The organism is Streptomyces sp. NBC_01426, from assembly GCF_036231985.1.
In the GTDB taxonomy this organism is placed as follows: domain Bacteria; phylum Actinomycetota; class Actinomycetes; order Streptomycetales; family Streptomycetaceae; genus Streptomyces.
In genome coordinates this window covers 51,737-77,385 of the sequence record NZ_CP109502.1, presented here as the reverse complement: position 1 = coordinate 77,385, position 25,649 = coordinate 51,737, and the positions used below count along the sequence as shown (strand labels likewise).

The window sequence follows — 25,649 nt, the reverse complement described above, 5'->3', positions numbered from 1 at the left end:
ACAGGAGCAGAGAGGGATGCCGGTGAGCGTGACAGTGTCACGGTGCGAAGTTCCGCCCTTGGGTGAGTCGGGCGGCCCCTGCGGCGGTAGGCGCGCAACGTCGTGCGTATGGGTGCGTGTTGGGGTGTGTGCGTGAAAGTGGGTGAATATGTGAATCAACATGTAGTTGAAGGGCCCGGCCGCATCGGCCGGGCCCTTCAACTACGCGCTGATCCCTACCGGACTGAGGGGAATGGGCCTTCCTCGTCCACCTCGTCAAGGAAGCGATCGACGGCTGCGGAGACGACGTCGAGGATGATTCCTCCGCTCCCGGCACCCCGTTGGCCACGCATCGTGCGCTTGAGTCCTTTGAGGAACTCGGACATGTCCGGGGAAACACCGGCTTGAATGCTCACGCCCGGCGGGTGCTCGCCTGACCACCTCTCGATCAGCCACTCGTTGGCGAGCGACGCGAGCTCCTCAGGGCTCAGCTCGCTGATCTTTCGCAGAGCCGCATCGAGATAGTGGCCGGGCATGAGGTTGCGCTTCGAGCTTGCTGCGTCGTCGTCAGCCTTGTCCAGGAGCCGGGCCTTGGTCTCGCCCTCGATACGGCCAGACCAAGTCACCCAGTTTCGTTCAGTGCGGTGCTTGATGAACGACTGAAGGACGGTAGCTTGAACGGGCCCCGGGCTGCCTGCCTTCTTTCGCCTCGGCCTTAGAGTCGGCTCCGCCGAGGCAGCGGAAAACCCTGGCCCGTCATTGCGGCGTTGCCGTGTGGCCGGCCGACTGGGGGGAGTGCCCTCTTCTGTAGAGATTGCCTCTGGAGCGGCCGACGCGGGCGCCTCGACGATGGGCCGGTCGGTTCCCTTCTCCTGTTCGGCCAGCTGCGCCCCCGGCGGTTCTTCCGCCTCTGCGCCAGCAGCTTGGTTGGGAAGGGACACCGCGTTGGAGGCGTCATCTGGAGGCACGGTGCGGGTGGCTTCTACTGCCGCCTCCTCCCCCGCAGGAGGTTCGTCGATTTTGACAGCCCGCAGTTCGCGAGCAGGTTCCTCATCTGCGGGGGCCGGCGGCTCGGGTGCTGGCGGAAGCGAGGCGGTCGGCTCGGAGCTGCCACGGCGTTCAGATTCGGCTGCGTCGTCGCCAAGGAAGCCACCCTCGGTGGCATCGTTGCCTACGTGCTCGATGGCGGAGAAATCGAAAGATCGGGATTTCCCTCTCCTCCGCTTCGGGCTCGCTCCAGCCTCGGCCGGCCGCTTCCCTGTGCCTTCCTGTGCCTCCACCTGGTCGTCAGGAACGGTGCTCACGTCGTCGAGCCCTTCATACGAGCGAGGATCTCGACGGTGAGGTCCTCGTACCAGCCGCTTGCCGCATAGCTCGGTTCATCAATCACGATGGGTCGGCTGATTCCATACGAAGCAGAGATCTGCGGGCTCGTTCGGATCTGCTTGCTGAAGGGCGCGAGCTCGTGCTTCTGGAGGTATGTGTCGACAGCGTCAGCCTCATCGGTTCGCTTGGAAGGCGGCTGTGCCTCGTTGATCACCGTGCCGAGGAAGACAGGCTGACACTTTCCCTCGGTCCTCTCGGGGACCTTCGCAACGTTGTTCCGTACCACGCGGGCTCCATCGGCGGTTGCCAGGCGCGGGTTGCACACGGCGATGACGAAGTCGCCGGCGGCAAGAGCTACCGAGGACAGAGCGTCCGCGGAGGGTGGGGTGTCGACGAGGATGAAGTCGAACTCGTCCTCCACCGTCACGAGCAGCTCTCTAAGACTGGAGATGGCCTCCCAGCCGCGCTTCGCTACCTCGGTTCGGGCACGGTCGGTGACGTTCATGACCGACCCGATGACGCTCAGGGTCCCAGGCTTCTCGAAGTCCTTGAGGAGCACGCTTCGGTCGACCATGCGGCTGTGCAGTGGCGGCATCGCTCCGAGGTCGTCGGAGTCGAGGGCGTCGATGTAGTCGATCAGCGCGCTGCCGATGTCCTGCGGCTTGCGGGCGAACGCGCCAAGGGAAACGCCGAGCTGGCCCTGGAGTTCAAGGTCGATCATGCCGACGCGAGCTCCACCGCTGGCGAGACTTGCACCGATATTCGCGGTTGTCGTGGTTTTACCCACTCCACCCTTTTGGCTGGCGAGGATGATGACCTTCATGGGTGCCTTCCTCCCTCTCCCCTACCTCGCCCTGGTTGCTCGCTGTCCTGAGGCACTGTCGACGTCTGTTGGGGGTTTGGGACTGTCAGATTCACTAAGACGGTCGCAAGATTAACAGTCGGGGAGTCGCATCCCTTGCAGTACCGGGTCAGACAGCGTGTCGACGGTGCTCGTTCGACTGAGGCATCGAATCTGTCAGTCCCGAACTCCCTTCCCAGTGACGCGTTATAGCGCGTTATGTGCGATATGTAATCATCCTTGGTTGCCTTGACTGCCGGCGCCGCGTCTCCGCGTGCGGGCCTAGGGCGTCAAGTGGAGGTGCGAGGCCGCAGGCCGGGCCGCAGGCCGGGCCGCATCAACGCGGGACAGCATGAGCGCGCTAGGGCTCGCGTGAGCTGGCATCAGTGCGATGGGACGGCTGCCCGGAAGCGCGGCTCGGCGTGCGTGGGGTCGACCGCGCCAGGGCGACCGGGGGCGCACATGGTTGTGCAGGGGACGCCGCTCGTGCGTGTTCAGGCGCGGCAGCGAGTGAGTTCGTCAGCGTTGTCCTGCGCGAGGCTTGCGGTAGCGGATGTAGGGGTTGCGTCTGCCCGTGGTGGTTGCCGCCTGGGTGTGACTGCACATGACGGGACGAGCGCCTAAGGGTGGGTGCGCTAGCACATCGCAGTGGAGGCGCGTGACAGGCGGAGTCTGGGCGCGCGTCGGCTAGTGCGCCATACCGGAGTGAGGAGTAGCCGAAAGCCCGCAGAGGAGAAGGCGGCTGCGAGAGTGCGCCAGCACTTCTGACTGTGAGGGGCGCTTTGCCGCAGTACGGCCGCAAGCGCGCGCGAGTCGACGTGAACACGAACGGCAGGGAGTTCGAAGGGGCGTGCGGATCGAAGTAGGCGGTGGGGGTCGAACGCAAAAGCGTAAGCAGCGAAGGACGTGCGCAAGATCGGAAGCGCGCAGTAAAGAAGGTACGCCCGGGAGGGTGTATGAGCCGTAGAGCTGTAGTGGAGCCGACCGAGGGAGCGTCCGAGTGTGCGTACAACAAAATGGAGGAGAGAGACAAGGAAGGAGCATCCGGAGAGAAGGCCGGACGGATGGGTGAATGAGCGGTTGCAAGGGTCGTTGTAGGAAGTGACGCACGCCTGAAAGTAAAGGCCGTAGTGCGTATGGGTCAGCGTAAAGACGTGCGAGGTGAGGCAAGAGCGACATGGCGCACGTAAGCAAAGAGGGTCGAGCGAGATGAAGCGCGCGTACATGGAAGCGAGGATGTGAGGTCGAAAACAAGAGAGAGCGCAAGATGGCGAGAGGGAGGGGAAGGCTGGGCGCAGTAACGTCCGCGTGCACGTGTGCGTGCGTGGAAGTGTGTGAATTAGTGAATCTCGGCTCTTCGGGAGATGGTGATCTTCTTGCGCCTCCTCGGACCGATTGCAGTGCCTGCTTCTCGAGGTGAGGGAGTTTGGGGCGTGCTGGCGGTAAAGATGCAGGTCAATGCGCCAGTAAGGCCGTACGTGTGTGTGCGTGCGTGGAAGTGTGTGAACAAGTGCACAGCTCTGTGGCTGACGAATTTCCCAGCAGGATCGAACCCGGCTTCCTTCCCTGCGGCACCGCTGCCCGGCTTCATTCACCTGCCTACAGGAACAGAGATGCTTGAGGTCTCGAGTCATTGCGCGTCTAGCTGAGGTTCCAGGCCTCACGCCAAAGCGGCCACTCAGTTGTCGCCCATGCCTCGGCGAGCTCGGCGCGGGCATCGTCTCGGCTGTTCACCAGATGTCCGGTGCGCCCGTTCTCGACGATCCAGCCGTACGTCATTTGCCCGCGGTCGAAGTACCGGCCCGGCACTGTGTAGGTCCAGCCGACACGTACACGGTCTTCGTCGTACGTGTCCTCGAACAGGCACGTGCGTCGGTGCTGCTTGCGTGCTGCGGCGCGAGCCGCTCCCAGGTTCAGCGGGCCAAAGTCCACCTGGAGCGCTCGGGCCGGCTCCGCTCCGTCGCGGTCGTCCTTGCGGTCGGCGACCAGGGCCAGGGGATGAGCTGCTCGGCATCGTCACGGGAGGTCTCCGCCCAGGGGGTGTGGGTGCCGTACGCCGTGACCCACCCGTACCCGGCTTCCGTCCGGTAGTTGTAGCCCAGCACCTTGCCGCGGGGGCGCGGACGCCAGCAGCTCCTGCACTTCACCGTGCGCGGTGACGGCGATGGGTACGGCGGGCCTGCTCAGAGACAGGGAATGTGCTGCTGCCGACGGGGACAGCGGAAGGACTGGACATCGTGGGGACTAGGGTGTGCGTCGGGCGCGCGTGGTCAAGCCCGCTGCCGAGGCGGGCGCATCCCCGCACACGCGGGTAACAGCGGGAGGCCGACATCCCTCCGTCGGCATTGTAGATAGCCGCCACACCCCACCGGGCGAGAAGTCCACGACCCACCGCGTCCTGTTGATCAGTAAGCCGAAACCGGCGCGAAGGTGCCGTGTTGGCTGTCAGGCTGATCCCTCGCATCACCGGGGACGTACGGATGGAACGCACCATGGCACGCAGCCCGCTCACCGCCGCTCAGCAGCGGCGGGTGCAGTGGAAGACCATCGACCGGGCGCTGGCCCCCTTCTCCACCGATTCGCTCACGGTGCTCCTCCAGGCCGCGCTGGCGTCTCCGGGCTGTTCCCGCGTTCACGACCACTTCCTGCTGCTGTGGACCCGCACTCTGCGAACTCCCGCGTGTACCGGTGTTGCTGCGGCCGCCGCGGACCTGCCGGGGCTGGTCGAGGCCGCCGGGCGGGCGGCGCCCGGGCGCGGTGTGGTGACCGACCGGGTTCCCAGTGATGTACGGGGCAGGGTCCGGTTCGCCACGTCGGCAGGGGAGCGGCTGCTGGTCCATCCCGGGCAGCTCGCGCACCCCCTCCTGGTCCTGCGCAGCTTGCAGCTGACCGCGCTGGCTGTTGATGAACCGGCGCGCGCAGCGGTCGGGTTCGGACTGAGCGACGTTCTCGAGCTCGCGCTGCGCCTGAGCGACCACACCCTCACCGCGGTGTCCCCGGCGTGGCCGGCTGGCGCGCCGGACGAGGACCCGCAGGTCGTGTGCGCGCTCACCGAGGACGAGGTCGGCGCCGCCCGTCTGCTGGCCGGCGCGGACCTGGACGCGGTCACCGCCGCGTGCGGGCGGCCGGCGGACGCCGCGCGGGCGCTGGACTGGCTGACCGAACCGATCGAGGGCCTTCCGCTGCGCTACCACCCGCAGGCGCCGCTGCTCGGGCCGGTCCTCGCGGTCACCGCGCACGGCCGGCGGGTAGCGGTGCCGGCCTGCGCCGCGACCGATGCCCTCGCCCCGTCCGCCGGCCGCCTGCTTGGCGCTCTTCCCGCCTCGGCGGTGGAAGCCGCCGAGGAGCGGTTGCAGGACCTCGTCGTCTCCCGCACCGCGCAGCTGCTGGGCATGGAAGAAGTCCCGGCCCGTCCCGGCCGGGTGTGCGTGCTGTCCGCACCCGCCGACCGCTACGACATCGCGATCGTCAGCGCGCTGGCCGAGGGCGCCCTGTCGGCCCGGATCGAGGAAGCGCGTTCCGTCCTGGGCGAGTTGGCGACGGGGCGGGGCCGCCTGGTCGTCTACGGCGGACCGCGGTTCCTGGGCCCGGAGCTCATCGAGGACACCGTCTACCTGCACACCGAGGAACTCGCCGAGATCCTCGCCGACGCAGAGGGCGACCTGGCCGTACTGGCCCTGTTCGTCCTGGAACTCACCGAACACCCCGGCGTGCACGGCGTCTTCTACCGCGACGTACTGGACGCGTGGACCGCGTGGCGGCGCGAGGCGACGCTGCTGCCGCCGGGCCCGTACCGCGACGAGGTCGCCGCCGTCTCGCCGGCCGTGCACGACGTGTCCTGGGACCGGGCCGCGGCGTGGGCGGCCACCGACGAGGTGCTGGCCGCCGCTGAACTGCCCGAAGCCCTCCACTGGCGCTTCGCCCGCCTGGACAAGCCCGACCCGGACGCTGTGGGCGAGCAAGCCGACCTCGTCTACCCGACCTCAACGGGCCAGATGATCGCGCATGTCTCCACGCTCCCACCGCTCGTGGTCCTCGCCACCGTCCGCCCCGGCCCGGACACGTTCCTCGACCCAGGCACGATGACCGGACTCGCGGACGCCCTGCGCACCACCCTGGTCACCTGCCCGACGGTCGCCGACCACGCCACGCTCCCCGACGGCGCCCCCATCGTCATCGAGCTGACCGCAACCGCCGAGCCCCACCAGCCCCCGGCGACCGCCGGCGTGGACGCCGAACCCGACGGCGACCCGGAAGCGGGGGAGCGGTTGCTGCTGCACGTCGGCGCAGATCCGGACCGCGCCCGCATCGGCCTGGACATCGACCCTCCGCTGCTGGCCGCGTTCACCGGCGACGGCCGCCAGGGACACCACATCGTCGGCCAGGTGCTGCACCACCTGCTCGACCAGATCCGCCAGGCCCGCGGCGCCGGCCCCGGCACCGACCGGGAGACCTACCTGGCGGAATGGGACACAGCCCACCCGGTCCTGCGCCTGAGCGGCGCCACCAACTCCTGGCCCGCCACCGCCCCCGCCTACACCCTGCCGCGCTCGCCCCACCTGCACGCCCGCGCCCTGCGCACCGCGGCCGCGGCCGTCCGCCGAGCCCGGATCCCGGCCGGCACATGGAGCGGCCCGCAGGCTTACGCCCGGGGCGGTCCCGCCGAGCAACTGCTCCACGCGCTGGAGGAGATGCTCGCCGAGGAGATCCGCGCGCACCGGCCCGACCTGGTCGACGAGTTGGCCCGCCACCTGAACGCCGCCTGGTCCAGCCGCACGCGCGGCGACGCCGAGGCCGCCGCGAACCTGACGGCGCCGTGGGCGGAGAACTGGATCGAGGAGGCAGGCCGGCGCCAGAGCGACGGCGCCAACGCGACCTCCGCACTGCAACTCCTGCTCCAGCAGGCGATCGCCACCCCGCCCGCCGGCGAAAAGCCCGTCGACACGATCGCGGTCGCCGAGCTCGTCGCCCTGGCCGAGCTCGTACGACACTGCGGCACCACCGCGGTCGCCGCCGCCCGCCGCCTGCACGACCTCCACCTGCAGATCCACCCCACCGGCGTCTTCACCCTCACCGACACCCCCGACCCCGACTCGGCCGACAGCCAGCGCACGGACGCCGAACTCGCCGCCCACCTCGGCTACGACGCCCACGCCTACCAAAGCGCCCGCCAGCAGCACCGCATCACCCGGGCCGCGACCGCCGATCCCGAACCGCTCGACGCCGCCACCGTCCTGGCCGGCCCAGGCATCCGCACGGCGACCGAGTACACCCAGGCGGACCTGCCACCCCGCAGCCACCTCGCCCACGCCGACCGGCTGCTGCGCCAGCACTGGAACTGCGGCCTGGCCGCCCTGGGCGCCGTGCTGGCCACCGCCGCCGACTGGCCCACCGGCCCGCAAGGCACCACCGCCGTCACGGCCGAAGACCTCCTACGCGAAGCCGCCGCCTGGTCGAACCTGCCCGACGAGGAGCTGATCGCCGCCACCGAGCGGCTGACCCTGCACCCGGGCAACGCGGCCTCCGTCGGAGCGCATCCCTACACCGAGGTCGAGCGGCGCACCCGCCCCATGACCCACCCCCTGATCACCGCCGGGGACCGGCTGCTCGTCCTTCCCTGGCTCGTCCACGCCGCCCAGGAGCTCTACGCCGGCTACATCGACGAAGGACGACTGCCCCGTCCCGATGTCCCCGATCCTGTCGGGAAGGCCCTGCTCCGCCACCGTCAGCAGCTCGACGAGCTCCTGGAGAGCGACCTCAAGGAGATCGCCCAGCGGGCAGGTCTGCCCCACCGCTTCCGCCTGCTGGAGAAGACCGCCGCCTCTCTCGGCATCCCCGGCCTGACCGGCGAAGTCGACCTGCTCATCGCCGACCCGGACCGCGGGAGGCTGTGGGTGATCGAGGCGAAGAACCCGGTACCCGCCGTGGCACCGCACGCCGTCCTCCAGCACATCCAGCGCTTCACGACCCGCTACCGCGACAAGCTCCTGGCCAAGACGGCCACCATCGCCGCCTTCCCCGCACAAGCCGCGGGGGCCTGCCGGGCCGCTTCCGAACAGCCTTGGCAGGTGCTGCCGTTGATGGTGACCCGCGCTGTGGAGCCCGCCGCGTTCGTCACCGACCCCCGCGTCCCGTACACCACCGCCGACAACCTCGCCCACGTCCTCACCGCGCCGGGCGACCCCGCCCCGGGCTGGATCCCACGCCGGGACTGAACCGGCCCTGCCGGGGCATGCCCCGGCCCCAGGGGCACGTACGGGTCCGCGCGGCGAAGAGGCCGCCGAGGCCGGTGCGGCGTGACGGCATGCGACGGCACACGAGTTGTGTGCCGCAAGTGGCGGGGGAGCGGCCGGCGGCGGGGCGGCGCAGGTACGCGACCGACTCGAAGCGGCTGGGCGGCAGGAGAAGCTCGTCAGTGCCTCAGGCCGGGACCTTCAATCGGTGATCCGAGAGGCAGAGAGCCCGGTCCGCGCTGCTCAGCGCGGACCGGGCTCTCATGGTGCGGGGAGGTAGGTCAGGGCGGGGTGTCGTCGTAGGCGAGGTGAGCCAGGAGGAGAACCTCGGGGCGGCCGAGGAGGTTGTCGGGGTCTGCGTGGGTCCGGTACAGGGAGAGTGCCGCCTCGGCGAGGATGAGCAGCTCTGTGCGGCAGAAGACTTCGTCGATGTCCGGGGCGCCGGGAAGGCCGTTGTCGAGGGCGTCCATGCTGGTCGCGAGGCGCTCCAGCAGCAGCGCCACTTCGGGCGTCACGCCCTGCTGGGGAAGCGGGTGGGCCTGTTTGAGGGTGAGGCAGGCGCGGGCCAGTGTCACCAGGTCGGAGTCCGTGAGATCGCCGCGGGCGACCGGCACGAGTGAGGATCCGGAGAGGCCGAGCAGCCGCCACAGCCCGTCCGGCGCCCGGCCGTTGGTGGTCGGCTCGGCCTGACCCGGGTTTTCCTCGGCGGGGGTGGCGACGAAGCGCAGCCAGAACCGGCCGTCGCCGGAGTGCATGTCCAGAGTGTCGGGATGGGTACTGCTGACGCGGCCCGGGGGCTGGGCACGCAGGAGTCGGCGGGCGGCAAGGAGGACGTCCAGGCCGGGCAGTTCCCGGTGGTCGGGGTCGGCGGGCTGGGTCCAGCCGGTGTCGGTGCGGACGTGGACGGTGTAGTCGGCGTCGGGGTCGATCAGCTGGCGGGCGGTGGCGTAGGCGCGGTCGGGGGTCATGCTGCGGTCTCCTCGGCGCCGGGGCGGTGCTCGTGTTCGCCGCTGTTGTTCACCTTGACGAGCAGCAGGCCAGCCTCGTCGCGCTGGTCGTCGATGTGGATGTAGGGGACGTCGGTGTCGGGGCCCCACTGGGCGCGCCGGCGGATGAGGATGCTGACGCCGAAGACCTGGATCTCGTAGACGTCGCTGGGGGTGTTGTCCTTGGGGGAGGCGTCGACCACGGTGATCGAGGCGTCGCGGACGCGGTGGAGTTCGGGGTCTGGCATGGGGGTTCCCGGGGGTGTCGGCGTGGGGGAGTAGGTGGCGGGGTCGAGTGCGAGGAGGGCGTCGGCGATGGCCGAGGACAGGTGGGAGGGGACGAGGTTGGAGTTCTGCAGCAGCGCGAGCTTGTCGTGCGGGGTGGGCGCGTAGTCGATCGCGTCGAGCACCTTCTGGTCCTCGGCGTCGTCGCACGCCCACTGCTGGGCTTCGGCGAGGAGGGCTTCGTAGAGAGAGCCGGCTGCGTCATGCGGAGTGTTCATGGGTGCCTCAGGTCGGGGTGCCGGGCCCCTGCCGGGCCCGGCACCGGAACGGGGTGTGGTCAGGAGGGCCGGAGCTTCTCGGCGATCAGTTCGCTGATGACCTGGTCGAGCGGGGGAAGGGCGGCGTGCTGCCTCTCCATGTCCTGGAGGCGGGCACGTTGGCGCTCCACGTACGCGGGGTCGGTGGAGGAGCCGTCGGGTTCGCAGCGCATCAGGTGCTTGCCGATCCAGTAGGCGGAGAACGTCGGCTCGGTGTGGCCGTTGAAGGCGACGCGGTCGTCGATGTGGCTGGTGACGGTCCAGACATGAACCTGGCGTGCGCCGAGGATGTGGTGGCGCCACAGCTCGCTGCGCTCGGCGTAGGTGGCGCCGATCTCGGGGAGGGGCTTCGGTCGGCGCGCAGGCTTGGAGTTGGTCACGGAAGCGGCCTTCGCGGTGGGTGGGTCAGGGCTGGTCGGGGAGGAAGTGGACGAGGCGGAGGGGGGTCAGCGGCCCGTGCTCGTTGAAGGCGTCGACGCAGTTGGAACAGGTGGCCAGGCGGGGGTCGGCCGCGATGGGCTGGGGGTCTCGGAATCGCACAGGGGCCAGGCCCTGGTGCTCGGGGCCAGCGATTCGGTGAGTGGTCCCGGCACCCAGGTGGAGGGGTCGGTCGAGGCTGCGATGCACGCCTCCGTGGTCGGGACGGGCGGAGCGTTGCGGACGGCGTCGGCGAGCCGGAGGAGGAGGGCGAGCACCTCGTCGCGGGCGCCGTGGAGGGCGATGCCGTCGCTGCCGTTGTAGACGGCGGCGGTGATCTCGCCGGGCTCGACGAGCGCGTCGTCGGAGGTGAAGCCGGGGTAGAGCAGGACCGGTGTGGCGTCGGCGGGGACCCATTCGAATTCGGTGTGGTCGAGCATGCGGGAGCCCTTCGGATGCGGAAGCGCGGGAGAGGGAGGGGCCGGGCGGCCCGAGGTGCAAGGCCGCCCGGTGGTGGGACGGTCAGTAGGCGTCGGGCTCGTAGTGCTCGACGGTGTCGTCGACCCAGGCGCCGTCGTCGCGGGCGAACTCCTCGTACGCGCGCTGCACGGCGCGACGATGTGCGTCGACGTCGAACTCGCACGCCCAGTTCGCGCCTTGGGCGAACGCGGGCCGGGTGAGGGCGTCGATGGCGGCCTGGTCCCCGTCGGCGACCTGGTGGGAAGCGGTGATACTGAGGGTGACGCGGTCCTTGGACCAGCAGCCGATCAGCAGAGTGGACACGGCGGGTTCGCTCTCTGCGGCCCCAGGGCCCAGCGGTTGCTCGCCGGACCCCGGCGGGCGGCGGGGTTCAAGGGGTCAGGACGACGCGGATGTGTTCGCCATAGCTCGGCTCCGACCACTTGGTGAGGGAGTCGAGCGCAGCGGCGATGTCCTCGAAGCGGGCCCGGTCGCGGAAGCCGTCGGTGATCTCTTCGGTCATGCCGCCGTACATCTCGGTGACCTCGGCGCCGCGCCAGCCGGGCCCGCCCCAGTAGTCGAAGACCACGGCGTCGGGCATCGGAGCGTCGAGGGCGTAGTGCTTGAGGAGCGCTCGGCGCAGCCGGGTCCACCGGACTTCGGTGTACATGGAGGGGTGAACGTCGCCGACCGGCTTGCCCTTGTGGCCCCAGCCGCAGCCCTGGCAGTAGCGCCAGCCCCGGTCGTTGTAGGCGGGGCAGGCCGGGTTCCCGCAGCGCCACAGGTAGCCGGCCTGGCGGGCGAGTTCGTGGATGAGCTGCGTCTGGGTCTCGTCGGCCTCGGCGACGAGCCGGTTTATGACAGTGCGGACGACTTCGGCTTCGGACATGGGAGTTCTCCGGAAGGGGGCATGGGGGAGCGGCAGTGCAGCTCCAAGCGGTGTGCGTTGGAGGGAAGCAGCGCCCTCAACACGAACAATCTTACATATTGAAACGCTAATACGCAACACCGGAAGTTCGTGCAGCTCTCCCACCCTCGGGGGAAGCAGGCCGCCGCCCACGCCGGACCGCCGCTCCTCACGCCTCACGCGGGCGATGGGCCGGAGCCCCGGAATGATCATCCCGCGCGGGAGAGCGCGGACCAGCCGGTGGAGCGGATCCTCAGCCGACGCCGTCCGCTGCGCACCGCGCACCGGACGGGGACATCAGCCGCCGCCGGTGGTCAGGAGAGGGGGACGACCCCGAGGTGGACGGTCCGCCCGCACGGGAGACATCCCTGGCCGTCCAGTCCGCTGTCGGTGCGCCGGGTCCGGATCCGCTCCAGCCCTGCGCCGGCGGCAGCGGCGACCCCCTCCATGTCGTCACTGCTCGCGGCTGTCGCCAGCAGCCGGACCGTGAAACCCCGGCCGTCGTCCTCCACCCACAACTGCGCCCCCGGCAACCGCTCCTGGTCCAGTGCGGCCGTCCACGGGACCAGTGTCCGCAGCAGTTCGGCCGCTGCCTCCGCCGACGTCAGCCGTCCCCCTGGGACGGCGCCGCGCACCGGTGCATCCACGGCGGCCACCAGGAGCAGCTCCTCCTCCAGGTCCACCGTCAGCACACCGTCACGGTGGGCCGGGAGGCCGGCCGCCTCGCCGCACGCTGCTGCCAGCCGCGCCATGCTTGCCGAGGCGGCCGGCCCGCTCGCGCACACTTCCGCCTGCACGTCCGCCTCGCTCATGCACAGCCGGACCGGCTCCAGCGGCCCGCAGGCATCCAGCAGGCGGGCAACCGCTTCCACACAGCGGGCCATGGAGAGTGACATGGCCGCCATTCTCGCCCCGGTGAGGCCGAGGAGTCCTGTGTCCCACCAAAGGGTGGCTCCATCTTTGTGGCGGTCACCGGGATTCGGACAACTACGAGGCGCTCTCAGTAGGGGCAGTGCCGTACACGTGCCAGTCCCACAGGTCCCGGGCGCTGTTCAGGCTGGGGCACCAGGTGACCTTGCGGCCGTCGCGGCAGATCTCGCCGGCCCCCGGCGCACACCGGCACACCACGCGGAACTGCCCGGCGCGCGAGGACACGACCGCCTGCACGATCCGGCCCCGGTGCGTGCCGTGGGCGACCACCAGCCGGACGGCCGCGGTCAGCTGCTCCGGCGTGACCACCTCCAGCCGGTCGACCGCGTCCATCGTGCGCCAGACCCTGCCGTCGGGCAGCGTGTACGACTTCACCGCCACCCACTGGCCCAGCCGGAACACGGCGCCGACCACTGCGGCACGCTCCTGCTCGGGGTAGGACTGCATCACCAGGTCGCCCCGCCGCACGTGGGGAGCGTCAACCAGGCGCTGCAGCGCGCTCACCGCGGCCTGCGCGCTCACCCGGTTTTCGAGCCGCGCGGACTCCACGGTCCACACACCAGGACCGGGCCCGGGCTCCATCAGCTCCCATTCGCCCGGCCAGCCTTCCACGGCCACGATCTCACCGGACTGCAACACCTCGTCTCCGGACGCGGTGTCCGGGGCCTGGGCGGCCCCGGTCTTCGCCGACAACGCCATCTCTTCTCTGCTTCCTTCCATCAGCGATCACACGAATCGGCCACCAGGCCGTGGGTTAGCGGGGTGCGGGACCGGCGGCCACCCTCGGGCGGCCGCCGCGCGGCTGGACAGGCGGGTGCCGAGGGCCGGGTCAGTCCTGGCCCTTCGCTGCCTCGGCGGTGAGCTCCTTGTGTACGCGCAGCGCCGCGATCGCGTACTCCACGGGCGACGGACTGCCGCCCTGCACGCCCGTGATCGCCGCCAGGAAACGGGCGTAGACGAGCTGGTCGGCGTCGTCGACGACGTCCTCGATCAGGGTGAAGGCGCTCGTCGCGAAGCGCCTCAGTGCCAGCGGACGCGCCTTGCGGCCGGCCGCGCCCGGCCTGTTGTCGCGCTCGACCACGCAGTCGGCGTGTGTCGCGCCCACGGCGACCACGCGCAGCATCCGCTCGCGATCGACCATGTCGGGGGCCATGTCCTGCCACAGCTGCCCGGCCCGGACGGGGCCGACGGCGGACAAGACGGGCGTGGTGATGCTCATGGTGAACTCCTGGCTGGTGGCGAAGGGGTGATGCCGGGCAGCGGGCATGCGCCCGGCGACGACGAGAAGAGGTTCAGGCCGAGGTGCCCGGGGCGGGCGTCTTCAGAATGCGGAGGTTCTCCGCGTGGATCTCGGCGCACAACCGGCTGATGAGCACCCACAGCGGCATGGACAGACCGTCGAGCTGGTCATGAAGCAGCCGGGCGGCTTCGTGCATGCCGTGCTGTGCGCGGGCGATGTCGATCGTGTCCACGCCGCGCGCCGCCCGCTCCAGCGACCGGCCGGCGCCGAGGACGTGGTCGTGGGCATCGCGGCTGACCGTCTCCAGCCGCAGCGGGTGCCCCGGGGTGAACAGGGACGGCGGGGCCGGGGCCGGGTCGAAGGCGGCCGGGCGGCCCGCGGTGTAGCGGCTCGCCCACAGCTCCACCATGTACACCACGACGGCCTGCCAAGCGGCCTCGTCGTGCTCGCCGGTGCGCTCCTGGAAGGTCGTGACGGCCCGGCGGGCGAGGAGCTCAGCGCGCTCCAGCGCGGCGTTGCGACCGAGGCGGAAGTCCTCCAGCGCCTTGGCGGCCTCGATCACGTTCACGTGGGCCGAGCGGGCGTGATCGTTGAGACCTCGTCGCATCAGGATGTCGCCGGCCTCCACGGTGATCCGCGACCCGGGCGCGGCAGGCTCCCCGGGCTCAGGGGGCAGAACGTGCCGAGAGGGAAAGGCCATGGCTGTCGTACTCCTCAGGTGTCATGCCCGACAGGAACGGGGCTCCCAGCTCGGACGGGGGTGGGCTCGGTGTGTGCCGCCCCTGTTTGGGGGCGCGCCCGCCATCCAGCGGCGGCCCCTCTCAACGAGCAATCAACTTACATCTTGAAACCAGAACAAGCAACAACCATAATGCACATTGAAATGCAAACAGAACTTGCAATCGGCGGTCGGTGCGGGTACGTTAGATTCGCGTTAGATTCTGTTTTTGAGGGTGGAGGTGGAAGTGGACCCGGCAACCGACCCGGTAACGGCGGTGCTCGCACGGATCCCGGTCGACGGCCCGGTGCCGCCGCTGCCGGACCCGGCCGCACGCGTCAGGCTCCGCGAGGAGTTCGGCTGGACCGTGACGCAGATGGGCAAGGCGACCAGCGTGCGCCGCGAGACGGTGTGGACCTGGGAATCGGATCCACCCCGCACGCCGCGTGGGGAGAAGGGGCAGCTCTACGCCCGGCTCCTCGCCTACTTCGCCGACGAGCTCGCTCGCGCCGCAGCAACGAGCGGCGCCACCGCTCCGGTGCCCGTGCCGGTGCCCGTGCCCGATGCCGCGCCTCCGCCGCAGCCGGCGGCCGCCGCGGAAGAGGAGCAGCCCCCCCTGTTCGACTACGACATCGAGGACCCGCCCGAACTCGCCTGGCCGGACACCGACCAGAGCCCCGCCCTCGACAACACGGCGGCGCAGGCCGAGTACCCCGAGTACGACGCGCCCGGCTCCGGGACTTACCTGCCCGAGGACGTCACCCGCCCCTGTGTCCGCTGCGGCAAGCCGACGTCATGCCTCGTCGCAGGCCAGCCCCGCCACATCTACCTCCAGGCCATGGCCGCCATGGGCGTGCCCCGCTGCGGCACGCAGCCCACTGCCCCGGCCGAGCCCGTCCTGCCGACCGCAGCCGAGACGGCCGCCCCCGTGCCCGCTGCCCTCACACCGGCTCCCGCCCCCTCGGCGGACGCCGCACCACCGGCCGCCGCACCGGCAGTCGCGCTCCCGGCTGCTGCTCCCGCGTCTCCCGTTCGTCCGCCGGCCGTGCCGCGCCGCCCGGGCGCCGCCACCAGTTCGGCCTCCCGCCGCAAGACGGCGAAGAAGCCGGCCGTGAAGGCGGTGGCCCCCGAGCACGCCGACGGTCCGCTGGCCGTCCTCGACATCACCGACGGCGCCCTGACCGCCCACCTTGTCGACGGCCGCACCATGCCGTGCCCGGCCAAGACGCTCCAGGCTCTGGCCGCGTGGGCGCTGGACAAGAAGAAGATCCGCCTGGGGGCAGCCAAGCTCCACGACAACGGGTTCCACCAGGACCCGCTGATCATCCTCACCGAAGGGGCCGTGGCCCACTTCGGCCTGCCCACCAACCTCGCGGACCAGGAGGACCTGCGCCTGCCGGCCGACGACAAGATCGTCAAGAACATCACGAAGGCAGGCTGGGAACTCACCAAGTCCGGCTTCGGCCCCTGGGCCAGGATCTTCAAGCGCCTCGACGGAAAGCGCCACTGCGTCCAGCTCGCCCTCGTGCCCTGGGGCGCGCTGGAGACCCGCGCCTGGGGCAAGGCCGGCGACCTGCCCGCCGGTGAACTCGCCAAGATGCTCGGCACCTACGCCCGCCTGGTCATCACCCCCCGCGGCACCCTCGCGGTCACCGGCGAACAGCTCATGACCTCGCTGCGCCCGCCCACCAAGGCAGAGTGGAGCGAGAAGGAGAACAAGTACGTCTCGGCGAAGGTGCCCCACACCCTTCACACCGTCGTCGACCCCGCCCCGTGCGAGGCCCCCGACGAACACCCCGTCGTCGTCGCTGACTACCCCGAGGAAGGCTCCCGGCCCGCCAGCGAGGCCCTCGACGAGGAAGCCTGCATCTGGGTCCGCCCCGCCGAACTCATCACCGACGACGAACGGGCCCGCACCCACGTCGCCGCCCTCGACGTGCAGGTGGCCTTCCTCGCCGCCTGCCGGCGTCTGCACGTCGGCACCGGCCCGGCCATCCACTACCCCCGCAACCCGTCCTTCGACCCCGAGCTGCCCGGCTCCTGGTTCCTCGACCTCTCCCACATCGAGACCGACCCGCGCCTGCCCAGCCCCTTCACCTCCAGCGGCGAGCGCCCCGAGGGACCCGGCTGGTACGCCACGCCCACCGTCGCCTACGCCGTCGAACTCGGCGCCGACGTCCGCCCGATGGAGGCATGGGTCCGTGAGACCCACAGCCCCTACCTCCAGCCCTGGTACGACACCCTCCGCGACGCCTACCTGACCGTGATGGCCGACCTCGGCGTCACCACGGACCTCGACGACGAAGCCTTTCTCGCGGCGATGGCCCACTACAAGGACGGCGACCCGCTCCTGGTGACGCTGGCGAACGCCATCAAGGCCACCGCCAAGTCCGGGATCGGCAAGCTGCGCCAGCGCCCCAACCTCGGCCTCGACCACGTCTTCGGCGACCCGTGGCCGGCCCTGAGGCGGCTGACGTGGCGGCCCGACATCCGCGCCATGATCCTTTCGAAGGCGCGGACCAACATGCACCGCAAGATGCAGAGCCTCACCATCGCGGGGCGGTACCCGCTCGCCGTCAACAACGACTGCGTCGTCTACGCGATCGACGGCCTGTCGCCGCTGCCGGTCCTGCTCGGCCCCGACGGCGAGCCGATCCGCGGCGGCTTCCGCCTCGGCGTCAACCCGGGCTCCGTCAAGCACCAGGGGAGCCAGACCATCGGCTGGGCGCTGGACCTGCTCGCCGACGGAGTGAACATTGCCAACGAAATCAAGGACGCCTCGCTCGTCCGCGTGGCCTGAACCGTAGGGAAGCTGACTGACCGTGGGACTGATCGAAGACCGCCTGGAAGAGGCCGCCGAGACCGCCTACTCCCAGCCGATCCCCAAAACGCTCGGCGCGCGGATCCGCTTTCTGCTCAAGCAGGAGAAGGGCGTCAGCCGCGCCGAGGCCGCCCGCGCGGTCGCCGAGAAGATCGGCAAATCCCAGCGCACCGTCGAGCGCTACCGCGACGACGAGATCAAGGCCGCGAAGCCCGAGACCGCCGCCCTCATCGAGGCCACGGTCAAGCAGCTCTGGCAGCCGATCGTCAAGGCGAAGAAGCTCCAGGCCGCCGTCACCACCGGCGGCATCAAAGTGGACGTAAGAGGGAAATTCGGGTTCAAGTCCCCCAAGGGCACCACCAACGACCCCCGCTACCGCCGCCTCACCCGCCGCCTGGACGCCGCCACCGCCGCAGCCCTCTTCGAAGCCAAAGAGGCCGGCGCCTCGGAGGAAGACCTCGCCCAGATCGTCGCCGACGGGCTGCGGGACGACTACTTCACCGACGGCGGCTCGCGGGCCACCTCTCTTCAGTCGGTCGCACTGACCGGCATCGACCACATCAAGTTCAGCATCTGACCCGCCGCCCGCACCCGGCTGAAAGGACCGGCCACCCCGTGACCGCGACCACCACCGCCCCACCGCCCAGGATCAGGCTGCGCCCGCACCAGTCCAAGGCCGTCCACGCCGCGCACACCGCGCTGCGCCTGACCGCCCGGATCTCCGTCGTGATGGCCTGCGGTACCGGCAAGACGTACGTCGCCGCGCGCACCGCCGCCCGTGTCGCCCCCCAGGGCACCCGGCTGGTGCTGCTGCCCACTCTGGAGCTCCTCGCCCAGACCATCGACGACTGGCGCACCGCCGGCATGACCGGGCCCGTGCTCGCCCTGTGCTCCAAGCGCCCCAACACCGCGGGCGAGCCCGTCGCGTTCACCACCGACCCGGCCGCCCTGGCCGCCACCGTCCACCAGAACCCCGGCCTGACGGTCTTCGCCACCTACCACTCCCTGCACCGCGTCCAGTACGCCCACACCCACTTCGCTCTCCCCGCCTGGTCGCTGGTGGCAGTCGACGAAGCCCACCGCACCAGTGGTGACCTGGGAAAACGCTGGGCAGCCGTCCACGACGACGAACTGATCCCCGCGCACAAGCGGCTCTACCTCACCGCCACCCCGAGGATCTGGTCGGCCGGCGAGCCCGGTGACGACGAGGACGACTCGCTCGTCGCGTCCATGGACAACCCGGCCCTCTACGGCGACACCTGCTTTCGCCTCCCGCTCGCCGAGGCCATCGACGAAGACCTCCTGGCCGACTACCGGGTCGTCGTCATGGAGGTGAACGAGGCGACCATCCGCACCCGGCTCGGGATCTCCGACAAGGCCACCGAAGCCGAACTGCGCCAGGCCGCCCTCCAGATCGCCGTCCTGCGCGCCATGGCCGAGCTCGATCTGCGCCGCGTCGTGAGCTTCCACCACCGTGTGGCCGACGCCCACGCCTTCGCCGACACCCTCCGCGAGACGGCCGCCCTCCTCTACGCGCTGGACGAGACCGGAACCGGCTGCCCCGACCCGGGAGAACTGTGGGCGGCCGGGCTCGACGGCAACCAGGACCCCGCCTACCGACGCGAGCTCCTGGACCGCTTCGACGGCCGCCCGGGCGCATTCCTCGCGCCGGCCCTCCGCACGGTGATCGCGAACGCTCGCCTTCTCGGCGAGGGCGTCAACATCCCCAGCATCGACACCGTGGTCTTCGCCGATCCCAAGGAATCGATCGTCGACACGGTCCAGGCCGTCGGCCGCGCCCTTCGACAAAAGCCTGGCCAGGGCAAGAAGGCCACCTTGATCGTCCCCGTCTACGTCGCCCCCGGCGAGGACGCCGACGACCTCATGGGCTCCAACCTGTACCGCCCGCTCTGGCGGGTCCTCCAGGCGCTGCGTGCACACGACGACCGCATCGCCGACCGTCTCGCCGTCCCCCAACAGCCCTCCTACCCGCAGCCGGAGGACGAGCAGGACGACGCGAGCGTGCCCGTCGACGTCGTCTTCGACCGGCCCTTCCCCGCCGACACCATCGCCCAGGCCTTTCGGCTGCGCGTCCTGCACCCCCGCGAAGCGTCCTTCCGGCGCGGTCTGGAAGCCGCCACCGTCTACCAGCAGGCCCACGGGCACCTCGATGTCCCCCGGCTCTACGACGATGCGGGCGGCTTCGCGCTGGGCCGCTGGATCAACCGGGCACGCAAGGCGTACGCGGCCGGCACCCTCAAGCCCTCCCAGATCAAGTCCCTGGAACACCTCGGCATGATCTGGAACCTCCAGACCCAGGCCGCCGAACGCGGACTCCTCCACGCCCGCAGCTGGGCCGCCCGCCGCGGCCATCTCGCCGTTCCCAGCGACGAGATGATCGGCGACTACGCCTTCGGCCGCTGGCTCACCAACCGCCGAGCCGCCGCCCGCACCCGCGCGGACAACGGACTCGAACCCGACCCCACCGACACCGCACTCGCCGAGATCGACCCGTACTGGAACCCGCCGTGGCCGATCACCTGGCAGCGCCTCTACTACACCGCCCGCACCTACGCCGAAGCCAGCATCACGCTCGACGACCTCCCCGCCGACTTCATCACCGACGACGACGAGCCCCTCGGTGAATGGGTCGCGGCGCAGAGCACCGAATACAGCACACTCCATCCCGAGCAGCTCCGGCTCGTGAGCGAGCTGGGCATCACCCTGATCGAACCCGACGATGAGCCGGCGCAGCCCACCGGCCGAGCCGCCCGCCAGCAGCGGCAGCTGAACCAGGGCCTGGCGGCCGTCGCCGCCTTCCGGGACCGCGAAGGTCACGTCCTCATCCATCAGCGCGACACCGTCACCGTCGACGGCGAGGAGTTCAAGGTCGGCCAGTGGCTCAAGAACCTCCGCCGACGTTGGGACAGCCTGCCGCCCGAACACGTTCAGGCCGTCACCGCCGCGGGCCTCACCCGCCACCCACAGACACCTGAGGCCGCGGTCAGCGGCTGAACGCCGCCGCCCCCGCCGAAGGGCGGGCTTCGCCGGCGTAAGAGGGCCCCCGCAGCACGACAGGGACGTACTCGCACCCTGCGACCTGTGCGGGGCCGCCTACCCGATCACCCGAACGAGTGAATGTGCGGTGATCGGTGGGCAGGCTCTCCCATCCCCTCCACGCTGATCACGGGTGCGCGAAGGCCGCACTACAGCGGAGTTTGGGGATGCTTTCGGCGTAGCGTCGCCGGGTGGTGGCGCATCGAAGAAGGGAAGGGCCAGGTTCATGGCCGAGTTCTGGATCGGGCATCGCAAGTACCGGACCAAGGGGGATGCGCAGGAGGCGGTACAGAAGGTGCTGTACCGGTACTCGGTGGGCAGCATCGTGGATCAGCAGGAGGACCACCTTCTCCTGCTGGACCTTCTGAACATGCACCGGGAGGCGGAGGACAAGATCGGCCCTGGTGTCGAAGCCTTCGCGATCGCCCCTCCGCCGCGCGGTCCGTACCCCTGCTTCGAGGTGGTCCGGGTGGACGGCAGCCGCATCGACTTCTCGTACAAGGACTGTCTGAAGCCGAAGACCTACCGTCAGCAGGTCCTGAACGTGATGCGCGACGAGGTGAAGTCGGCCATCAATACGTATTTCGAGTCCCGCAAGCAGGCCGGCTCCCTCGTCTCGGACCTGTCCGGAGCAACGCTGGAGAGTTCCGACACGGCCGTGAGCTACTTCGGCGGGCCCTCTTTCAACGACATCGCCGGGGAGTTCGCCGACCGTGTCGGCGGGTGGGAGGCGATCGAACTGACGCCCTCCACCGAGCCTGGACTCGGGCGGTTCAAGGACCGCGACCTGGCCGAGCAGTGGTTCAGCTACCACCAGGACCGTGCGGTTCTCGGGCTGTTGTCGACGAAGGAGAACCAGCGCCGCCCTCGCAGGTAACTCGGGTGCCCGAACGCAGCCGCACGTCCGCTCCGACGTGCGGCTGCGGCCGGGGAGTCGGTCGGGTGAGGGAGGGGCGGTCCACGGGGACCTGGACGAGCGCGCCGGCGGCGGGTTGGTCGAGCGCGAGCTGTGTCCGTGGTGTGGGGGCCTGCCGGGTCCGGCGTGCTGGGCGAACTCCAACGGCTGCTCCTGCGGCGCGACCGCCTACCGGCCGCCAGCTTCGCCGCAGCGTTCCGCTGCTGGTGCCGGGCACAGCGTTGTCAGACCTCGGTGCAAGGATGGCGAACGAAGCGTCGCGTCCGCGCAGCGGTCGCGACAACCCGAACGTCACGGAGTACCGCATGAACCGCAGTGAGCTGATCGCAGCCCTCGCCGAGCGCGCCGAGGTGACCCGCAAGGACGCCGACGCTGTTCTGGCCGCCCTCGCAGAGACCGTCGGCGACGTCGTCGCCAAGGGCGATGAGAAGGTCACCATCCCCGGCTTCCTGACTTTCGAGCGCACCCACCGCGCTGCCCGTACGGCCCGCAATCCCCAGACGGGCGAGCCGCTCGAGATCGCAGCCGGATACAGCGTGAAGGTCTCGGCAGGCTCCAAGCTCAAGGAAGCCGCGAAGGGCAAGTAGCCCCCCGCGCCGTGGGCACTCCAGGACCGCGCACTGACTCACGGACGCACTGCGTCACGCGATCACTGCGCGGAGCCCGGATAGTTGTGGCGCCGACGGGGTAGAACGGACGCCGGGTGCCCTCCGTCTACGGAGGGCTCCGACTCCAGACCAGCCGGGGTTCCTCGGCAAGATCGAAGGACACGCAGTATGGCCAGCGGCACCGTGAAGTGGTTCAACTCGGAGAAGGGCTTCGGTTTCATCGCCCAGGAGGGCGGCGGCCCGGACGTCTTCGCCCATTACTCCAACATCGCCGGCAGCGGCTACCGCGAGCTGGCGGAGGGCGACGCGGTCACGTTCGACGTGACCCAGGGGCAGAAGGGCCCCCAGGCCGAGAACATCGTCCGGAGCTGACGGCCGTACGGCACCGCCCCGCCCGCGAAGATCACTGTGTAGAGTGGCCTTACCGACGCGGGGTGGAGCAGCTCGGTAGCTCGCTGGGCTCATAACCCAGAGGTCGCAGGTTCAAATCCTGTCCCCGCTACTGACCGAAGGGCCCGGCATGCAGCCGGGCCCTTCGTCGTATGCGAACACCACGTGGAGCACTAGCGGCTGTCCCTGGCCCTGACCGGAACAGGCCGGTATGGGCATTGCCCGCTGCCTCTCGGGCCGTGTCCTTCCGCGCGGCGCGATGATCTACGGTCTCCTACGGCACCGAAATGATCAGTTCGCAACGGGGAAGTACGCACATGCGCAAGACAACAACGCTCACCACCACCCTGCTCGCAGCGGCCGTGCTGCTGACCGGGTGCGGCAGCGAGAAGAAGGACACCGGCCCGGCCAAGGCGGGCGAGGCCTCGCCGAGCGTCTCGGCGAGCGGCGGCGCGAAGGGCTCGTCGTCGGGGAAGAAGGGCGTTGCCCATCAGGTGGTCTTCGAGGTGGGGGGCACGGGCACGGGCAAGGTCATGTGGATCGGGAACACCAACCACTTCGAGCAGGTGACGTTGCCCTGGACGAAGACGGAGGCCATCCAACTGGAGGGGGCCGAGCTGAAGGTCGGCGTCACGGTGTCGGTGGTACCCGCCTCGGTCGAGGGCCCGGACAGAATGCTCAAGCCCGCCCCGTGCACGATCAAGGTCGACGGCAAGCAGGTCGCTGACAACCAGGGCGGCAAGTCGGCCGAGCCCTGCAAGTACGAGCTCAAGGACTGACAGCCGGCACCCTCACACACGCCTCGCCGCCCTCCGGCAAGTCGTGTGCGTATGCTCCGCCGCACCGCCGGGCGCGCCCCGCGACCGGCGGTGCGCTGGGCCGCCGCCCAGCGCAGGAGCATGCAGGGCTGGAGGAATGATGCGCGGCACGACGGTCGCCGGCCGGTACAGGCTGAAGGAGGCCATCGGCAGCGGAGGCATGGGCACGGTCTGGCGAGCCGAGGACCTCCACCACCTTCACGACGTCGCCCTCAAGATCATCCCGGTGGGGGAGGGGGACCCAGTACGTGAGGCGGCCTTTCGCCGGGAGGCACACGTGGCCGCGCGCCTGTCCCACCCGCACGTCGTCGCCGTCCACGACCACGGCGCCGCCGACCTCGACGGCCGCCGCATCTTCTTTCTGGCCATGGACCTTGTCGACGGCCGCCCGCTGAACACACTGACCGGCAGTCCACTCTCCCTGACTGATGCCCTGACCTGGGCGATCCAGATCAGCCAGGCCCTGGAGGCCGCCCATCAGTCCGGCATCGTCCACCGCGACCTCAAGCCGTCCAACATCCTCATCGACCGGTCGGACACCGCGTACCTGTGCGACTTCGGCATCGCGCGCCTGGCCGAAGCCACCCATCACACCCTGACCGTGACCGGCGTCGCCATCGGAACCCCCGCCTACATGTCGCCCGAGCAGGCCCGCGGAGACACCACCCTGGCCGCGCCCAGTGACCTCTACTCGCTCGGCTGCCTCCTCCACGAACTTCTCGCCGGCAGCGTCCCCTTCACCGGCACGGGATGGCAGGTCCTCAACCAGCACCTGAACGACGCGCCGGCCCCGCTGTCCGCCCTGCGCCCCGGCGTCCCCCGCGAGCTCGAACAGCTGGTCCTGGAGCTCCTCGACAAGAACCCCGACCGCCGGCCGACCGCAGCCGACACCCGCGCACGCCTCACCCAGCTGCACACCGCACTGGCCGCCTTCGCCGACGCACCCACCGCAGTCCCGAACCCGCAGCCGCCCACGCGGGTCGCCACCACCATCGACCGGGCCGCCGAAGGCCGCGAACCCGGCACCCGGCTCCCCGCCGTGGTCGCGGGCGCCGTCACCGCCGCCGCCATCGCCGGCGAACTCTCACTCACCACCACACTGCCGACCGCCTGGACGGCTGCCCTCGGCACTCTCGCTGGGCTGCTCCTCGCCGCCCTCTACCTTCTCGACCCGCCCCAGTCGCCGCACCCCGAGCAGCTGAGGATCACCACGGCCTGCCTGCTAACCACCCTGCTCCTGACCGGCGGCATGGCGCTCGCCGTCCTGGTCAACGCCCCCGACCTGTGGGCGAACGCCCTGGCCATCGCAGTCCTCGGTGGCCCCGCGCTGCTCACCTTCGCCAGCGGCGTGCGCCGCCTGGTCGAGCACAGCCTTCACCGGAGTGCCTGGCACGCCGATCTCGCCACGACCGCCGGCATCCTCCACACCGCCGTCGTCCTGCTCACCGGCCACCACGCCGGCCTCTCGGGACTTGCCCTCACCGCTGTCGGCGTCGTGCTGTGGCCGGCCGCGGCGCTGCTCACGGCGATGCTCACCCCGGGCCGCTCCCCCTCCAGCCTTGCTCGGCCGACTCCCCCCGGCCAGGTCACGCACCGACACCGCCCCGGACCGCTCCCCGCCCAGCCCCGGATGCCCTAGCGCCCCGACGAACCGACCAGACCGTGCCGCCATCGGCGTGCACCTCCCAGCGCCGCCCTACCGCCCGAGAACGGCGCCACGACCGTCGATACGTACGGGTCCGCAGGTCACCGGGGCGAACGGCACTCGTGCCTCGGGCAACCGATGCCGCCACGCACGCGTCGGACACGACATGAACCGCGAATGGCTCTTCACGCTCATACCGCTGGTGATCGGCGTGAGCTTTCTCTGTGCCGGCGTGTACGGACTCCGCCGCGCCAGCGCGCTTCGCCGCACGGGCATCACCGCCGTAGGGCGAGTCGTCCGCCACGACACCAGGCGAGACGACGACGGAGCCAAGTACCACCACCCGGTCGTAGCCTGGACGACCCGGGACGGCAGCGAGTGCACGTACTCCTCCACGTTCGGCCGAGGCAAGGTCCTCAACGGCTACGGCGTCGGCAACTCGGTCTTCGTCCTCTACGACGAGAACAATCCCCGCCGCTTCGAGATCCGCGGCTGGGACTCGACTTCGTTGTACATGGTGTTCACCGTGGTAGGCACGGTGCTCACAACAGGCACATTGACGGTTCTCCTCGTCCTGCTGAGCACTCTTTGACCGCCGTGAGATGTTGCGCACCCAGTGGTTCAGGCGAGCGGGCCCACCGTCGTGCCGGACCTTTCCCCTGTCTGATGACCGCGCCGAACGCGCCGCCCACCGGCGGCCCTCAACAGGTCCCCGGCGCCCCGGACCGTCACCGTGCTGCTCGGCCGCGAACTGAATGAAGCCGCCGGGCCACCCAGCGGAAGACGGACACCGCAACCCACCAGCGGCAAGGCGAC

Annotated in this window: 23 protein-coding genes and 1 tRNA gene; 11 read left to right on the top strand and 13 right to left on the bottom strand. The window is 70.2% G+C overall.

Features of this window, described 5'->3' with window-relative positions:
• Nucleotides 1-215 precede the first annotated feature (215 nt).
• From OG906_RS38740 to OG906_RS38730, 3 genes are all read right to left on the bottom strand, one after another.
• A complete protein-coding gene (locus tag OG906_RS38740; protein ID WP_329448995.1) occupies nucleotides 216-1,283 on the bottom strand; it encodes a hypothetical protein in 1,068 nt (355 codons plus the stop codon).
• A complete protein-coding gene (locus tag OG906_RS38735; RefSeq protein WP_329448994.1) occupies nucleotides 1,280-2,128 on the bottom strand; it encodes a ParA family protein in 849 nt (282 codons plus the stop codon). The genes OG906_RS38740 and OG906_RS38735 overlap by 4 nt, the downstream gene beginning before the upstream one ends.
• Nucleotides 2,129-3,787: 1,659 nt before the next feature.
• Nucleotides 3,788-4,078, bottom strand: coding sequence for a hypothetical protein (locus OG906_RS38730; protein WP_329448993.1), 291 nt, complete (start codon nucleotides 4,076-4,078; stop codon nucleotides 3,788-3,790).
• Between the two features lie 506 nt (nucleotides 4,079-4,584).
• Between OG906_RS38730 and OG906_RS38725 the strand changes: the two genes are divergently transcribed.
• Nucleotides 4,585-8,361: a hypothetical protein gene (locus OG906_RS38725; RefSeq protein WP_329448992.1), complete on the top strand. Its 3,777-nt coding sequence runs from the start codon at nucleotides 4,585-4,587 to the stop codon at nucleotides 8,359-8,361.
• A 299-nt stretch (nucleotides 8,362-8,660) separates the two neighbouring features.
• Here the strand turns inward: OG906_RS38725 and OG906_RS38720 are convergent, their stop codons facing one another.
• From OG906_RS38720 to OG906_RS38675, 10 genes are all read right to left on the bottom strand, one after another.
• Nucleotides 8,661-9,347, bottom strand: a complete 687-nt coding sequence (locus OG906_RS38720) for a hypothetical protein (RefSeq protein ID WP_329448991.1) — start codon at nucleotides 9,345-9,347, stop codon at nucleotides 8,661-8,663.
• Entirely contained in the window at nucleotides 9,344-9,868 is a 525-nt protein-coding gene (locus tag OG906_RS38715; RefSeq protein WP_329448990.1) for a hypothetical protein, read from the bottom strand. Before OG906_RS38715 ends, OG906_RS38720 begins: the two co-directional genes overlap by 4 nt.
• A gap of 59 nt (nucleotides 9,869-9,927) precedes the next feature.
• Nucleotides 9,928-10,287: a hypothetical protein gene (locus tag OG906_RS38710; RefSeq protein ID WP_329448989.1), complete on the bottom strand. Its 360-nt coding sequence runs from the start codon at nucleotides 10,285-10,287 to the stop codon at nucleotides 9,928-9,930.
• A 66-nt stretch (nucleotides 10,288-10,353) separates the two neighbouring features.
• Nucleotides 10,354-10,764, bottom strand: coding sequence for a hypothetical protein (locus OG906_RS38705; protein WP_329448988.1), 411 nt, complete (start codon nucleotides 10,762-10,764; stop codon nucleotides 10,354-10,356).
• An 82-nt stretch (nucleotides 10,765-10,846) separates the two neighbouring features.
• Complete coding sequence (locus OG906_RS38700; RefSeq protein WP_329448987.1) at nucleotides 10,847-11,107, bottom strand: hypothetical protein; 261 nt, start codon at nucleotides 11,105-11,107, stop codon at nucleotides 10,847-10,849.
• A 67-nt stretch (nucleotides 11,108-11,174) separates the two neighbouring features.
• A complete protein-coding gene (locus OG906_RS38695; protein WP_200728069.1) occupies nucleotides 11,175-11,672 on the bottom strand; it encodes a hypothetical protein in 498 nt (165 codons plus the stop codon).
• Between the two features lie 332 nt (nucleotides 11,673-12,004).
• Nucleotides 12,005-12,586 (bottom strand): hypothetical protein, encoded by a 582-nt coding sequence (locus OG906_RS38690; RefSeq protein ID WP_329448986.1) that lies wholly within the window; start codon nucleotides 12,584-12,586, stop codon nucleotides 12,005-12,007.
• Between the two features lie 91 nt (nucleotides 12,587-12,677).
• Nucleotides 12,678-13,319: a hypothetical protein gene (locus OG906_RS38685; RefSeq protein ID WP_212728851.1), complete on the bottom strand. Its 642-nt coding sequence runs from the start codon at nucleotides 13,317-13,319 to the stop codon at nucleotides 12,678-12,680.
• Nucleotides 13,320-13,449: 130 nt separating this feature from the next.
• Entirely contained in the window at nucleotides 13,450-13,839 is a 390-nt protein-coding gene (locus OG906_RS38680; RefSeq protein ID WP_329448985.1) for a DUF6354 family protein, read from the bottom strand.
• 73 nt (nucleotides 13,840-13,912) lie between these two features.
• On the bottom strand, nucleotides 13,913-14,560 hold the full coding sequence (locus OG906_RS38675; RefSeq protein ID WP_329448984.1) for a hypothetical protein: 648 nt from the start codon (nucleotides 14,558-14,560) through the stop codon (nucleotides 13,913-13,915).
• Nucleotides 14,561-14,825: 265 nt separating this feature from the next.
• On the opposite strand from OG906_RS38675, the gene tap reads away from it, so the two are divergent.
• The 10 genes from tap (at nucleotide 14,826) to OG906_RS38625 (ending at nucleotide 25,425) form a co-directional block, all read left to right on the top strand.
• Entirely contained in the window at nucleotides 14,826-17,378 is a 2,553-nt protein-coding gene (gene tap / locus OG906_RS38670; RefSeq protein WP_329448983.1) for a telomere-associated protein Tap, read from the top strand.
• Between the two features lie 22 nt (nucleotides 17,379-17,400).
• Nucleotides 17,401-17,976 (top strand): telomere-protecting terminal protein Tpg, encoded by a 576-nt coding sequence (gene tpg / locus OG906_RS38665; protein ID WP_212728853.1) that lies wholly within the window; start codon nucleotides 17,401-17,403, stop codon nucleotides 17,974-17,976.
• A gap of 38 nt (nucleotides 17,977-18,014) precedes the next feature.
• Nucleotides 18,015-20,414: a DEAD/DEAH box helicase gene (locus OG906_RS38660; RefSeq protein ID WP_200728073.1), complete on the top strand. Its 2,400-nt coding sequence runs from the start codon at nucleotides 18,015-18,017 to the stop codon at nucleotides 20,412-20,414.
• Between the two features lie 268 nt (nucleotides 20,415-20,682).
• Nucleotides 20,683-21,333, top strand: coding sequence for a DCL family protein (locus tag OG906_RS38655; RefSeq protein WP_200728074.1), 651 nt, complete (start codon nucleotides 20,683-20,685; stop codon nucleotides 21,331-21,333).
• Between the two features lie 344 nt (nucleotides 21,334-21,677).
• Entirely contained in the window at nucleotides 21,678-21,959 is a 282-nt protein-coding gene (locus OG906_RS38650) for an HU family DNA-binding protein (protein ID WP_060880711.1), read from the top strand.
• 189 nt (nucleotides 21,960-22,148) lie between these two features.
• On the top strand, nucleotides 22,149-22,352 hold the full coding sequence (locus OG906_RS38645; RefSeq protein ID WP_060880712.1) for a cold-shock protein: 204 nt from the start codon (nucleotides 22,149-22,151) through the stop codon (nucleotides 22,350-22,352).
• Nucleotides 22,353-22,408: 56 nt separating this feature from the next.
• Nucleotides 22,409-22,482: transfer RNA gene (locus tag OG906_RS38640), tRNA-Met, on the top strand.
• Between the two features lie 205 nt (nucleotides 22,483-22,687).
• Complete coding sequence (locus OG906_RS38635; RefSeq protein WP_329448982.1) at nucleotides 22,688-23,149, top strand: hypothetical protein; 462 nt, start codon at nucleotides 22,688-22,690, stop codon at nucleotides 23,147-23,149.
• Between the two features lie 136 nt (nucleotides 23,150-23,285).
• A complete protein-coding gene (locus OG906_RS38630; protein ID WP_329448981.1) occupies nucleotides 23,286-24,827 on the top strand; it encodes a serine/threonine-protein kinase in 1,542 nt (513 codons plus the stop codon).
• A gap of 172 nt (nucleotides 24,828-24,999) precedes the next feature.
• Nucleotides 25,000-25,425: a DUF3592 domain-containing protein gene (locus tag OG906_RS38625; RefSeq protein ID WP_329448980.1), complete on the top strand. Its 426-nt coding sequence runs from the start codon at nucleotides 25,000-25,002 to the stop codon at nucleotides 25,423-25,425.
• Nucleotides 25,426-25,649 lie beyond the last annotated feature (224 nt).

Bases quoted from the DNA above. Each gene is read 5' to 3' on its own strand.
- OG906_RS38715 (WP_329448990.1), bottom strand. From the start codon at position 9,868: ATGAACACTCCGCATGACGCAGCCGGCTCTCTCTACGAAGCCCTCCTC.
- OG906_RS38635 (WP_329448982.1), top strand. From the start codon at position 22,688: ATGCGCAAGACAACAACGCTCACCACCACCCTGCTCGCAGCGGCCGTG.
- OG906_RS38675 (WP_329448984.1), bottom strand. From the start codon at position 14,560: ATGGCCTTTCCCTCTCGGCACGTTCTGCCCCCTGAGCCCGGGGAGCCT.
- OG906_RS38655 (WP_200728074.1), top strand. From the start codon at position 20,683: ATGGCCGAGTTCTGGATCGGGCATCGCAAGTACCGGACCAAGGGGGAT.
- OG906_RS38695 (WP_200728069.1), bottom strand. From the start codon at position 11,672: ATGTCCGAAGCCGAAGTCGTCCGCACTGTCATAAACCGGCTCGTCGCC.
- OG906_RS38650 (WP_060880711.1), top strand. From the start codon at position 21,678: ATGAACCGCAGTGAGCTGATCGCAGCCCTCGCCGAGCGCGCCGAGGTG.
- OG906_RS38720 (WP_329448991.1), bottom strand. From the start codon at position 9,347: ATGACCCCCGACCGCGCCTACGCCACCGCCCGCCAGCTGATCGACCCC.
- OG906_RS38645 (WP_060880712.1), top strand. From the start codon at position 22,149: ATGGCCAGCGGCACCGTGAAGTGGTTCAACTCGGAGAAGGGCTTCGGT.
- OG906_RS38705 (WP_329448988.1), bottom strand. From the start codon at position 10,764: ATGCTCGACCACACCGAATTCGAATGGGTCCCCGCCGACGCCACACCG.
- OG906_RS38680 (WP_329448985.1), bottom strand. From the start codon at position 13,839: ATGAGCATCACCACGCCCGTCTTGTCCGCCGTCGGCCCCGTCCGGGCC.
- OG906_RS38685 (WP_212728851.1), bottom strand. From the start codon at position 13,319: ATGGCGTTGTCGGCGAAGACCGGGGCCGCCCAGGCCCCGGACACCGCG.
- OG906_RS38625 (WP_329448980.1), top strand. From the start codon at position 25,000: ATGAACCGCGAATGGCTCTTCACGCTCATACCGCTGGTGATCGGCGTG.
- OG906_RS38630 (WP_329448981.1), top strand. From the start codon at position 23,286: ATGATGCGCGGCACGACGGTCGCCGGCCGGTACAGGCTGAAGGAGGCC.
- OG906_RS38735 (WP_329448994.1), bottom strand. From the start codon at position 2,128: ATGAAGGTCATCATCCTCGCCAGCCAAAAGGGTGGAGTGGGTAAAACC.
- OG906_RS38690 (WP_329448986.1), bottom strand. From the start codon at position 12,586: ATGTCACTCTCCATGGCCCGCTGTGTGGAAGCGGTTGCCCGCCTGCTG.